Genomic DNA, 11,423 nt, shown 5'->3' on the forward strand with positions numbered 1-11,423 from the left:
AACGCCTGCAAATGAGCGGCTTGCTGTTACCGGGGCTTCAACTCACTCAACTTCACCACCTTCTCGATCTGCGTCTTCCCGTCCACATCCAGGATGCGCAGAGCCAGCGCCGGATCCGCCTGCTGCCAGTCGATGTGCAGCGTGCCCACATTCGGCAGATGGTAGGTCTGCGGTAGACTACGGTTTTGGTTAGGTGTGGGCGTGCCGCGCTCATGCTTCTGCGTCAGGGAGCTGGCGGTGATGTCATGCAGCGGATACGGCGCTCCTTCAGTCAGCGTGGAGAACTCACACCAATGCCGGTCACCGCTGAGCACCACGACTCCATTCGCCTTCGTGCTGCGGATCAGGTCCACCAGACGCTTCTGCTCATGCGGGAAGTTTGCCCAGCTTTCACCGCCATGAGCCTGCGCGGCAAACTGAATGCTGGAAACCAGCAGCCGGACCTCCGCAGGCTGCTTCAGCACGCCCTCCAGCCATTCCCACTGCGCTGGGCCCAGGATGGTAGTACTAGTATCGGTGTGCGGAACTGCACTGCCGCCAGGTGTCGCCTGCTCCTTCGGCACACGCTTCAGCGGGCTGCGAAAGTAGCGCGCGTCCATCATGATCACCTGCACCCGCTTGCCTTCCGGGCCAAAGACACGGGCCTGATATACACCCTCCTGCTTGCGCTTCGGCGATGTCGCGGGCTCGCCGAGCCAGTTCCAGAACTCCGTCTGCGACTCACGCTTCATCTTATAGTCCGCGCCGCCATCATTCTGACCCAGATCATGATCATCCCAAGTCGCCAGGATGGGGGCCTGGGATTTCACTGCCTGGAAAAAGCTGCTCGCGGCCAGCGCCTGATACTTCTCCCGCATCACCAGCATGTCCGTGGTGTCCGCGTAGATATTGTCTCCCATCAAAAGAAAGAGATCCATCGGCAGGGAAGCCGCACGATCCAGCATCGGGTGCTCCACCGCGTTGATGCAGGAGCCGAAAACGACGTCCTCCAGAGGCTCAGGAGCCTGGTTGAAATCAAAGGGAAAGCTCGTTTCGCCGGGGAACAACACCGAGAACTTCGGGTTCTCCAGACCCTCCAGGTAGTTGCGGAAGACCACCGCCAGCGGCGTCTCCTTCGTGGCCCGGATGCGCCAGGTCTTGCCACCTGCGGGAATCTTCGTCTTCCAGGTCCCCGTCATCACCACCACGTCCTCCTCGATGGCCAGGGGGGCCTGGGCATAGCTGGTGAACTCGAACTGAAAGTCCGGCTGCACCGGGCCGGTGGGCTCAAAGATGAACTCCACATACCGGCGCACCAGGTCCGCCGCCTTGTTTTTCAGCTTGGTTCGGGCCTCCTCAGTCATGCCGGGGAAGACTGCATTCAGCAGGGAAGGCTCGCTGTTCGGATCAGCGGCGAAGCAGCGGGGATCCACCTCCACGGTCACCGTACAGGTGCCGTCCTGGGAAAACCAGGTCCGCACGGGAATGTCTGGTACAGGGTGGGCGCGGGCCAAAAAGGGCAGCAGACAGAGGGCCAGGAGGGGAAAAAGGACGCGCATAAGGGTAAAAAAAGAGACTTGCCTTGCTAAGTACGGTTATGAATACTCGTTTCTGAATAAGCAACGCTAACAAGTTGCCAGTCATTCAACCCAACAAATCCATGAAAAAAGCACTCGCGCTTCTCGCCGTCTCCACCCTCGCTCTCGGCTCCGCTTATGCTGGCTGCGGCAAGATCGTCACCAACGAAGGCAAACTGAAGTCCTTTGACGCCGCTACCAAGAAAGTCGTGGTCGAAGGCAAGGACGGCAAAGCCGCCACCCTGACCCTCACCCCTGACTCCAAAGGCGCTGACGAAGCTGAGAAGCTGGTCGGCAAAGACGTGAAGGTGGACAGCACCCACGGCAAGATCACCACGATCGCCAAGGCCTAATTCGCCTGAGGCTCGCCTCATCAATCATCCAGAGAAGCCCGGCAGCAATGCCGGGCTTTTTTATTGGGTGACGAATGACGAATGACTGGGTGTGTCATTCAGTGTGCCTTATTTCGTCATTCGTCATTCGGGCTTCGTCATGACCCCCTCCGCCATCTCCTCAAACTTCTTCTCCGCCTCCGATCCCGTCCCGATCTCACGATAAACATCCCAGCCCACCTTGTGCTCTCCCGTTTCCGTGATGATGCCCAGCCTCAGCCCACCTTCACCTGCAGGTGCATCCTGATAGCGATGCAGATGATAGGCCTCGATCTCTGGCAGGGACTTCAGCTTGCGAAAGACATACACCAGCCCTGCCGCCTGCCGCTTTTGATCTGGTTCGCTGAGTGTGGGTGAGTTAAACCCCTGCTCGCTCAGCAGGATGCCGCGTGGCTTCCCTTGATACAAAAAGCGCTCCTGCTTCATGAAGGCCGGCAGAACCTCGATGTTCTTCGGCGTGATGTAATGGGTGTCGAAATCCGTCGTCAGCTCCGTGTCCTTCCATGTGTCTGGATTCCGCAGATCACGGGGATACGGATGATAGGCCACACCCCACTCGAAGTCGCCTTCAGCACGGGCCATGCGGGCAAAAAGCTCGATCATGTCTCTCACGACATAGGTGCCCGTGCCGGAGCTTTGCTTCGTCCAATGATGCGTGAGGGACATGAACACGCGTGACTGCCGATCAAACAACTGCGCCGTGTGATGGACCACGCGTGCCGATCTCATGTAAGCCTCCAGATGCCTTGCCAGCGGTTGATCCCCCATGTTCGTCCATGTGCCTGCCTGGTCGATCTCATTGTGCAGGATCCACTGGTTGATGCGCCCCGGATGATCAGCGCCACCGTCATAGCGCTCTGCCAGCAGGCGAATGGCTGCCGCATAAAGCCTCGCTGCCTCTTCCTGGGTCAGATTTGGCATCGCGTAGATGCCTCGTGCCTCAGCCTCTGGATGTGTCATCACACTGTGCGGTGTGCCATCCGCGTGGCGATGATTCCCCACCAGCAGGATGCAGGAGACGATGATGCCTTTGTCATGAAGATTCCGTAGTGTCACGTCCGTCCCGCGGATCATGCTCTCATTGTAATAATAGGTTCGGCCATCGCACTTCCACTCCGCATGCCCGGGGGCAGCCTTGTCGCGCAGCAGCGCATTCACCACCATGTTTAGCGTCACATGGCCGATGCCGAGCTGAAAGATCTCATGGTTCGCATCATGGATCGGCGGCACACCACCCAGTCCTTTTTGATGCTTCACCATCATGCGTGGCAGTTTGCCACCCAGCCCTTCACCCAGCTTCGTGGGCCACTCAGCACTGGAAACCCACGTCTCGCTTCCGGCCTCAGCCAGCCGCCAGCGCCAGAGAGCGCGATCACGCTGAGTGGTGGGATCTTGGCGGGGCAGAGACAGCTTAAAGTGTCCCGCCGCATCAGGCTTCACTTCCTCGCCACCACTCGCCTTCGCCAGATGTGAGGCCGTTTCCGGCGCGATGCCGATCAAGCGCAATCGCGCCACTGAGCTGCACATGCCTTGCACCGTGATCTCCTGTACACTGATCTCCACGGATTCAATGCGCGCGGGCCACTGGTGATCCAGATACTCACGAATGCGCTCGTCATCAGCCAGCCGTGCTGCCTTGATCTGCTCACGATTCGCCACTTGCTGGAGTTCCGCGGCATTCATCTCCCGTACCCGTAAGTTGCGGATGCGCATCACCGAACCAGCCTTGCCATTCAGCGCGATGTGAAACCTCATCTCCGGATGATTCGCCGCTGGCTTCTCCGGCACACGACTCAGATCAAAAGTCCACGGCTGCCAGGTCTCGCTCAGCGGCATCGCTTCTGAGCCAGCGATGACCATGTCTCCATTCGCGATGCGAAATCTCAAGATGGCTGACTCCATCCCCGAGGGCGCGAAGTACTCCATCTCAAAGACACGATGCTTCACCGGATCAAACTGCTTCGGCACCACGCCCGTCCAAAAATGCGGATCACCCGCCTCCAGCGTGATCTCAATGGCCCCACCCTCCGCAGGCTTCGCCTTCAGATCCTTATGCGGCCCCCAGGTCAAAGGGACCTCACTTCCACTCAAGAGGGGGCAGGCAAGAAACAGGCAGAGCCAAACAAAAGCAAAACGCATCCAGACTCGTAACGCCGCTTCCATCGCTTTTTGCAAAAGAGTTTCGTGCCCACGAGTACGTTGTTTACCCGTCAAGACTTCATTAGCTCTCCTGCAAAGACCATCTGCGGCCTCTGTGTTATCTGCGGTTAAACTTTCTGCCTCCTACCTCAGCAGCCCCAGCAACTCGCGCATCCTCAGCTCGATGTTCAGCAAGCTCGCCTGTACATGGCCTAACCAGGTCTTGTCCGTCCCCGGCGTGGATTGCTGTACCAGACGGTCCGTGGCATTCAGCGCCGCGCTGAAAAGCGGCAGCGACTGCTCCAGATCGATGACGAGATAGTGCCAGCCAGATTTATCCGCGGCGGAGAACTGACGCAGCACATGCACGAGATGCGCGGCGAGATCCGCCACCGTGGAAAGCAATTGCACGACTGCGGGGCGGTTCCGCACTTCGTGTGTCTGGGAAAGCAGGCGCTCAAAGCGGCGCAGCTCCTGCGCCAGGGCCATCGCCCGCTTCGTCGGATCAGGCGGTAATTTGTCATCTGAACTCGCCAGCGCGGAGCGCGACTCTAGCGCCCCGAAATCAGCAAAGGGATCTCCACCCGGTGCCTTCGGCTCAAAGGGGTCCGCCATTCCAGGCGCATGCAGGGCAGGGGAGGTCCCGTCGTTGGCATTGCTGGAGGCCAGAAGAAAATGCTTCCGGCGGGCACGGGCTTGGCGGAACTGCAGCGCGTCCTCCTCGGCGCTGAGCTGCCAGCGCGGGGCGCTGACACGCAGATGCAGATGCCAGGACTGGATCAGGATCCGCTGGGACTGCTCATTGAACCATTCAAAAAAGAGCAGGTTCTTCAGGCCCGCGGGATCAGGGAGCACGGTGTCACCGGCACGCCGGCGGCGCGGCAGCTTGGACACACGGTTGGAAGCCGTCATCACCCCGGTAAAGCCGACCTGTGTCGGACTCAGCCAGGCCACATCATCCAGGTCCCCATTCGGCAGAGGATTGTGAAAGTCCACCCGGCAGCCGGCGATGTCTCTCATAAAGTTCCCCACCAGCTCGACCCGGACCGGCTTCCCAAGGCCTGCAAGGTGAAGCTGGCCGGTGACAAGGCCGGGGACTTCGTTGGAGAGGTAGCCGCCAAGGATGGAGGATTCGAGACAGAGGATCATTCGTGATTGATATAAAATTTATAGTGAGATGAAACTTCCGGCAAGGGCAATGCGGGCTTCTCATACCCGCGAAGTGGTTTTTCTGAACGTATCCACATTCGTTGACACCCAGCCTGCGTGATGTCACAGAGCGCGCTTCCTTTCTTGGAATGAAGTACCTGACCGTCATTCGTCACGCCAAATCGAGCTGGGACCAGCCCGGTCTGGCGGATCATGACCGCGCCCTGAACGAACGCGGGCGCAAGGCCGCGCCCGCTGTGGCAGCCTTTCTGAACAAGACTTACTTTGGCGGGGGTGATGCCCAAGCCCTCCTGCCAAAGCCAGATCGTCTGGTCAGCAGCACGGCCCTTCGCGCCCTGAGCACCGCTCAGATGATGCGGGAGGTCATCAGCCTTCCTCCAGAGCAGCTTCTGCTCGACTCACGTCTTTATCTGGCGGAGGCCAGCAGCATCATTGAGGTGGTGCGCCATCTGGATGAAAGCTGGCAGCACGTGGTGCTCTACGGGCACAATCCCGGCATGCATGAGTTTGCTGAGCGCATCCTCGCTCGTGCCCACGTGGCTAAAATGCCCACCTGCAGCACGGTCATCATGGCCATCCCGACCGAATTCTGGGGCTTGGCGGAGTGGGGCATGGCCCAGCTCATCGGCCATATCACCCCCAGGGCCCTCGAGCGCCGCTTCCCAGAGCTCTACGCCGGCATCTCCCGCGCTGACGGCGAAGACTGATCTGGCTGTACGCTTCCCGCGCTGCGGGACCAGAACGAAAGGCTCGGCTGCTGGCCGCAGGCTCGCTTGCTAAAGCGAAGGCTAGGAAACCTCGAAGTTGAAAAAAGAAGCACCTCCAAGTCTTGATCCTCACCATGCGTCTCAGCCGTGGACTTCCCACGAAGGCAAAATTCACCAGACGTCTTCAGACGCCCTTGATTGTGAATAACTGATGCCGATCAGGCTTTCTGCAGAAAGGCGAAAACAACAACCCCAAGCAGAAGAAAAGCGACGGCGATGACCATTCCGGATATCATAGTGAAAGGTGTTTAATGCATAACTAGACACGCGCCAGTGAAAATTTACGTTGCAAAGCAGCCGGAATCCTCCACTTTCGCCGCCCCTATGGCAAAAACCTGCTGGCTCGAACGCGAAAAGCGCAAACAAAAAACTGTGAACAAGTACGCCAAACTCCGTGCGGAGTTGAAGGCGAACAACGATTATGTGGGCATCACACTGCTGCCACGTGACGCAAGCCCAACCCGTCTGCAGAACCGCTGCCGCGTGTCTGGTCGTCGTCGCGCTTACATCCGTCGCTTCCAGATGTCCCGTCTGACCTTCCGCGAGATGGCAAACGCCGGTCTCATTCCGGGAGTGACGAAGTCCAGCTGGTAAGCCCCGCTGCTGCTTCACAGCATTTCCCCTTCCAAGCCCAGGGATGTCCTCCCTGGGCTTTGGTGTTGTGGGGAAAAGGGTGTATGATCCTGTTTGATGGACAACATTCTACCGCTGATGAAGAAATTTGGGCTGGAACTGATTCAATAACCCAGTTCCACCCACTCTACTGTGCCCACTTACAGTTACATTGCTGAAAACCCTGAGGAAGGCTGCCTGCGCTGCCGTCGCGGGTTTGACTTGCGGCGCCCTATGGATCGGGAACCGCTGACCCACTGCCCGCTTTGCCGGAAACCGGTGAAGAAGATGGTCACGGGTTTTTCCACCCCCAAATACACCAAGCCCGTCTCAGTTTCGGACGCCAAGAAGGCCGGCTTCACCATCCTCGAAAAACGTTGTGATGGGAACTACGAGAAGCTGTAGCCAGCGCATCCCTGATTTCTCCCACGCCGATGCCGGGCTCCTCTCTTGCTGCCTTCACTCTTCTCTTAGCCAACTCCTCCGGGGAGCTTGTGCGTGAATGGCATTTCACGGGTGGTAACCTGGCTTGGCACGGTCTGATCGTTTTCGTCATCATCCTGCTGAACGCTTTCTTCGTCGCGGCTGAGTTCGCCATCGTGAAGGTGCGTGACAGCCAGCTCCAGGCCGCCCAGGAAGACGGCGTGCAGGGCGCCAAGTTCGCCCGCCAGGTCACCCGGAATCTCGATGCTTATCTCTCCGCCGGACAGCTCGGCATCACCCTAACCAGTATTGCTCTGGGTATCTTCGGCGAGCCTTATGTGGCCGAGATCGTCCAGCCGCTCCTGTTTAAAGTCGGCATCACCAGTGATGCCTGGGTGCACGGCGTCTCCATCGTCATCGCCTACGCCTTCGTCACCTATCTTCACGTGGTGCTGGGTGAGCAGACCCCAAAAGTCTTTGCCATCCGCAAGTCGCTGAAGACCACGCTGCTCATCGCCAAGCCGCTGCACGTCTTTTACGTGCTGCTGAAGCCCGCCATCTACATCCTCAATGCCAGTACGAACTTCGTGCTGAAGTTCCTCTTCCGCATCGAGGCCGTCTCCGGGCACGAAATCGCCCACAGTGAGGAAGAGCTCCGCCACATCGTGGCCGAGAGCCAGAAGTCCAAGGAAGTGACTGAGACCGAGAAGGACATCCTTCTCAATGCCCTCGGCCTCAATGATCGCTGCGTGCGTGATGTCATGACTCCGCGTAACGCGGTCATCTCCCTGGATGTCGAGGACGATTTCGCCACCAACCTCAAACGCGCCGTCGATCACAAGCACACGCGCTATCCTCTTGTTGAAGGCCACCTGGATCACAGCATCGGCATGATCCATATCAAAGATTTGTTAGGCCTCGTCGGCCAGCCGCAGGCGGACCTCCGCAAGATCAAGCGAGATCTCACCATGGTGCCCGAGCACATGCCGATCGACAAACTGCTGCGTCATTTCCTCGACAAGCACGCCCACGTGGCCCTCGCCGTGGACGAGTACGGCGGCGCCGTCGGCATCGTCACGCTTGATAACGTCCTCGAGGAGATCGTGGGCGACATCCAGGACGAGTTCGACCACGAGGTCAGCGAGTTCCGCCGCATCGACGAAAACAGCTTCGACGTCGACGGCACCCTCAATCTCTACGAACTCGCCGATCACGCCGGCATCGAGATCGAAAACGACGAAGTCACCACCATCGGTGGACACGTCACCCACCTGATCGGCCACCTCCCCAAAGTCGGCGAAAAGGTCCGCATCGGCGACTACGAAGTCGTCACCCTCAAAGCCGACACCCGCCGCATCCAGCAGCTCCGCTTCACCAAACGCCCCGAAGAGGATGATGGTGCCAGTGAAGACGCAGACAGCGATGCGGAAGACGGGGACGAGTAAAGCGAATCGTCAGGCGAGCTTCCGAGAAATTGAGACCTCACCATGAAAGACGCTCAAAACGACCCCAGTGAGCAGAAGGGTGGACTCAGCGAGAGAGCCAAAGACTGGGCCAAACGGGTCATCTTTATAGGCTCGCTGGTGGCTATTGGCTGCGCGGTCAATTGGGAGATAAAACGTCGGCAGGCGAGCTACCGGCAGGGGCAAATAGAGCGGGGGCTGATGCCTCCCGAGTCGGTCAATTGGCCACTGAAATGATCAGGTGTCGTTTTTAGTAGAGGGCGCAGAGAAGGGAAGGCAAGCCATCGGCCAACCTTCGGTTGGTGGCGGTGATCGCCAAAGCTAGGAAGGCTGCCAGACAACCCTTGCAAAGGAAAACACCCCCGGCTACCCGTTGGACTGCAAAAGCGTCTCAATTGCACCCAGCCATGCCCCCCCCTTCCACTTTGGCGCAGCTTCCCGTCGGGAGCAGCGCCCTGATTCAGAGCCTGCCCACCGGCAGGGTTGGCCTGACCCGGCTTCGTGAGCTGGGGCTGACACCGGGGGTGAAGGTCTTGGTCGTGCGCCGCGCCCCGCTGGGGGAGCCGCTGGAGATCCGCGTGCGCGGGTCAAACATCGCCATGCGCAATCACGAGGCGGCGGACATTGTCATCACCCCGGTTGAAGCATGAGCGCCCCTGAATCCCCGTTGCTCGCCATCGTCGGTAATCCGAACTCGGGCAAGACCACCCTCTTCAATCTCCTCACCGGCCTGCGCCAGAAGGTGGCAAACTACCCGGGCGTCACGGTGGAAAAGAAGATCGGCGAATGCTGGAGCCAGCACGGTAAAAAGCTCCGTCTCATCGACCTCCCCGGCGCCTACAGCCTGAACGCCCGCAGCCCTGATGAGGCAGTGTTGCGAGACGTGCTGCTCGGCCGCCGCTCCGATACCCCGAAGCCTGACAAGGTCGTGCTCGTGCTGGATGCCGCGAACCTGGAGCGCAATCTCTACCTCGCTTCCCAGATCCTCGAGCTCGGCCTTCCGACAGTGGTCGCCCTGAACATGGTCGACATCGCCGAATCCAAACAGTGGCGCATTGATGTGAAGAAGCTCGCCGAGGAACTCGGCGTGCCAGTGATCCCCATGCAGGCCACGACCGGGAAGGGGCTGATCGAGCTCAAGGCCGCCATGAGCCGCGAGGATCTCCCGCCGTCTCGCTGGCATTCTGCTCCGTTGCCGGATGAGATCCGTGCATCCCTTATGAGCACACGTGCGCAGCTACTGCTCACAGGGGCCGCCCATGAGCGCACGTCTTTGCTGGAGCCTCTCTATCTCCTTTCGGACCACGATCCGCTTCATGCAGGCATTCGTGACGAGCAGCTCGGTCAAATCTTGAAAGGTCGCGAGGCTCTCGAACAAGCCCACCCAGGCTGGGAAGACCAGCTCGTCCATGATCGCTACACCGCCATCGAAAAGCTGTGCAAGGACGTGCTTCACCGCCCGGAAATTGAGCCGCCCACCATCACGCAGAAGCTCGATGCATGGTTCCTTCATCCCGTCTTTGGCGGAGTGACTCTGCTCGCCTTCCTTGTCTTCCTTTTCTACCTCATCTTCAAAGTGGCCGAGGGCCCCATGGGCTGGATCGAGGAAGGCTTCGGTGCCCTGGGCACTTGGGTGACAAACATGATGGCCCCCGGTGATTTACGAGACCTCATCGTTGATGGTGCCATCAGCGGAGTCGCCGGTGTCGTGGTCTTCCTGCCGCAGATCCTGATCCTCTTCTTCTTCATCGGCCTCATGGAGGATACGGGCTACATGGCCCGTCTCGCCTTCATCATGGACCGCCTGATGAGTGTCGTAGGGTTGAATGGCAAAGCCTTCCTGCCATTCCTCAGTTCATATGCCTGTGCCGTGCCCGGTGTCATGGCCGCGCGCACGATCGATAGCCCCAAAGACCGCCTCATCACCGTTCTCATCGCACCGCTCGCGAGCTGCTCCGCGCGTCTGCCCGTGTATCTGCTGCTCATCAGTGCCTTCATGCCGGATACCGTCTCGCTCCTGGCCAAAGCCAGCGTCATGGTCGGCCTCTATGCACTCGGCACTTTTGGCGCTTTTGCCTTCGCCTGGCTCTTTAACAAAGGCGTCATGCGCGGTGCGAATGCGCCGATGATCCTCGAGATGCCGAGCTACAAACGGCCCTCCCTCAAAGGCATCTTCCTCCTCGTCTGGCAGCGTGCCAAAGCCTTCCTCGTCCGTGCCGGCACCATCATCTTTGGCATCTCCATCCTCATCTGGGCCGCGGCAAACTATCCCGTAGATTCAGGCCTGCGCATGCAGGAGCGCGCTCTCGCGGATCAGATCGAAGTCCTCTCCTCCAAGTCCGAGGACAGCCCCGAGCTCGAAGCCGCCAAAGTCCAGCTCGCAGACATCAAGTCCCGGCACCTAGCGCAAAGCTTCGCCGGACGTGCCGGCCACCTCATCGAGCCTGTCATCAAACCTCTGGGTTACGACTGGAAGATCGGCATCGGCCTCATCGGTAGCTTCGCCGCACGCGAGGTCTTCGTGAACACCATGTCCGTCGTCTATGCCGTCGAGTCCGACGACGAGGACATGACGCCGCTCCGCGAGCGCCTGCACGCCGAGAAGCGAGCCGATGGTTCCCCGGTCTACACCCCGCTCGTCTGCATCAGCCTGCTCGTCTTCTACGTCTTCGCCATGCAGTGTGTCAGCACCATGGCCATTGTGAAGCGCGAGACCAACTCCTGGTACTGGATGTGGTTCCAGCTCTTCTACATGAGCGGCACCGCCTACGTCCTCTCCCTCGCCATCTTCCAGATCGGCACCGCGCTAGGCTACTAAGCGCCGAAGTCGCGAAGCGTCGTGGAGTGCGGTGGGAAGCGCTCAAGCGCGACACCGCTGTGTGCGCACAGCACGCCCACGCC

General features: G+C 59.4%; 11 protein-coding genes. 8 read left to right on the forward strand and 3 right to left on the reverse strand.

The window, feature by feature from the left end:
- Positions 1-26: 26 nt before the first annotated feature.
- The gene (locus tag BGE01nite_RS08520) at positions 27-1,538 is read right to left on the reverse strand and encodes an alkaline phosphatase D family protein (protein ID WP_146850015.1); all 1,512 of its coding nucleotides are present in this window, start codon (positions 1,536-1,538) and stop codon (positions 27-29) included.
- 101 nt (positions 1,539-1,639) lie between these two features.
- Here BGE01nite_RS08520 and BGE01nite_RS08525 point away from each other — a divergent pair, with 101 nt between their 5' ends.
- Positions 1,640-1,909 carry a hypothetical protein gene (locus BGE01nite_RS08525; protein WP_146850016.1) on the forward strand — a complete coding sequence of 90 codons (270 nt, stop codon included), beginning with the start codon at positions 1,640-1,642 and terminating at the stop codon, positions 1,907-1,909.
- Between the two features lie 123 nt (positions 1,910-2,032).
- Here the strand turns inward: BGE01nite_RS08525 and BGE01nite_RS08530 are convergent, their stop codons facing one another.
- Both BGE01nite_RS08530 and BGE01nite_RS08535 read right to left on the reverse strand, forming a co-directional pair.
- The gene (locus BGE01nite_RS08530) at positions 2,033-4,018 is read right to left on the reverse strand and encodes a DUF5722 domain-containing protein (RefSeq protein ID WP_146850017.1); all 1,986 of its coding nucleotides are present in this window, start codon (positions 4,016-4,018) and stop codon (positions 2,033-2,035) included.
- Positions 4,019-4,231: 213 nt separating this feature from the next.
- Positions 4,232-5,236: a hypothetical protein gene (locus BGE01nite_RS08535; protein WP_146850018.1), complete on the reverse strand. Its 1,005-nt coding sequence runs from the start codon at positions 5,234-5,236 to the stop codon at positions 4,232-4,234.
- Positions 5,237-5,385: 149 nt separating this feature from the next.
- Between BGE01nite_RS08535 and BGE01nite_RS08540 the strand changes: the two genes are divergently transcribed.
- The 7 genes from BGE01nite_RS08540 (at position 5,386) to feoB (ending at position 11,340) form a co-directional block, all read left to right on the forward strand.
- A complete protein-coding gene (locus tag BGE01nite_RS08540) occupies positions 5,386-5,964 on the forward strand; it encodes a SixA phosphatase family protein (protein ID WP_146850019.1) in 579 nt (192 codons plus the stop codon).
- 384 nt (positions 5,965-6,348) lie between these two features.
- Complete coding sequence (gene rpsN / locus BGE01nite_RS08545; RefSeq protein WP_146850020.1) at positions 6,349-6,618, forward strand: 30S ribosomal protein S14; 270 nt, start codon at positions 6,349-6,351, stop codon at positions 6,616-6,618.
- Positions 6,619-6,870: 252 nt separating this feature from the next.
- Positions 6,871-7,041, forward strand: coding sequence for a hypothetical protein (locus tag BGE01nite_RS08550; protein WP_246145685.1), 171 nt, complete (start codon positions 6,871-6,873; stop codon positions 7,039-7,041).
- A gap of 29 nt (positions 7,042-7,070) precedes the next feature.
- Positions 7,071-8,504 carry a hemolysin family protein gene (locus BGE01nite_RS08555; protein ID WP_146850022.1) on the forward strand — a complete coding sequence of 478 codons (1,434 nt, stop codon included), beginning with the start codon at positions 7,071-7,073 and terminating at the stop codon, positions 8,502-8,504.
- Positions 8,505-8,546: 42 nt separating this feature from the next.
- On the forward strand, positions 8,547-8,759 hold the full coding sequence (locus BGE01nite_RS08560) for a hypothetical protein (protein ID WP_146850023.1): 213 nt from the start codon (positions 8,547-8,549) through the stop codon (positions 8,757-8,759).
- A 170-nt stretch (positions 8,760-8,929) separates the two neighbouring features.
- On the forward strand, positions 8,930-9,172 hold the full coding sequence (locus tag BGE01nite_RS08565; protein ID WP_146850024.1) for a FeoA family protein: 243 nt from the start codon (positions 8,930-8,932) through the stop codon (positions 9,170-9,172).
- Complete coding sequence (feoB, locus tag BGE01nite_RS08570) at positions 9,169-11,340, forward strand: ferrous iron transport protein B (protein ID WP_146850025.1); 2,172 nt, start codon at positions 9,169-9,171, stop codon at positions 11,338-11,340. Before BGE01nite_RS08565 ends, feoB begins: the two co-directional genes overlap by 4 nt.
- Positions 11,341-11,423: the final 83 nt, after the last annotated feature.

It is taken from the genome of Prosthecobacter gellanilyticus (assembly GCF_007992435.1).
GTDB classification, from domain to species: Bacteria; Verrucomicrobiota; Verrucomicrobiia; order Verrucomicrobiales; family Verrucomicrobiaceae; genus Prosthecobacter; species Prosthecobacter gellanilyticus.